General features: G+C 32.1%; 1 protein-coding gene. It reads right to left on the bottom strand.

Annotation, left to right across the window (positions count from 1 at the left end; all coding sequences use genetic code 11):
• Positions 1-125: 125 nt before the first annotated feature.
• Complete coding sequence (locus ACFPOH_RS10845; protein WP_390309648.1) at positions 126-449, bottom strand: hypothetical protein; 324 nt, start codon at positions 447-449, stop codon at positions 126-128.
• Positions 450-745 lie beyond the last annotated feature (296 nt).

Here is a 745-nt window from a genome sequence, read left to right as displayed (position 1 = left end):
TTACGAAAATACACGGCCAACAAAGATCAACTAACCAAAAATAATGGGGATAAATGGAAAAAGGAGAATTTGAGTTGGCTCAAATTCTCCTTTTTCCTATCTAGAAGCTAGTTTTGTCCCAGCTTCTATTCAATTTTTGGTGTGGTAAACCGGTAATGAATTATTGGTGTACCGTCCTCTTTTACCTCGATTCGATTAATCAATCGATGGAGAATATCCTCGGTTAATTCATCGAAATTTAGGAATTGAAGTAATTCCTTTTTGAGCTTTTCAATTGTTTCGATTACATCCTCGCTTTCCATCAATGAAAGAAGTTTATTTTTCTGTTCCATTAATTCAGTTAAATCCTTGTTCGTTGCTTCAATACTCTCTTGATATTCTTCATTGGTAATGATTCCGTCAGCTAACAGGTTGATGAATTTCCTTTTTCGATTTTTTAAAACATCCATCTGTTTGTTAATCTTATTGATTTTCTTTTGAGAATCCGATTTTGTACTTTTCGATTTTCTCTCCATCTTCTTTATATATTGCTCTTTGTCAATTTGATGAATTAAGGATTTTATGTCATTTAGAATTGTTTCTTTTAAAAAATCCTCTTTTATTGTGTGGGCGGTACAAGTAGATGTAGTATAGATTTATGGACACAACTTGGTTAAGTCATTAATATTAAACTAACGAAAGGTTGTGTCCGAATCATGAGTCAAAAACGGTATAATCAAGAATTTAAACAAACAGTAGTTGAGCT

Origin of the sequence: Ureibacillus suwonensis (assembly GCF_042655065.1) — a bacterium.
GTDB lineage: Bacteria > Bacillota > Bacilli > Bacillales_A > Planococcaceae > Ureibacillus > Ureibacillus suwonensis.
Note: the sequence above shows the minus strand (reverse complement) of the source record. Positions and strands in the feature narration are given on the sequence as shown.

Coding starts and splice junctions, on each gene's coding strand:
- ACFPOH_RS10845 (WP_390309648.1), bottom strand. CDS start 449: ATGGATGTTTTAAAAAATCGAAAAAGGAAATTCATCAACCTGTTAGCT.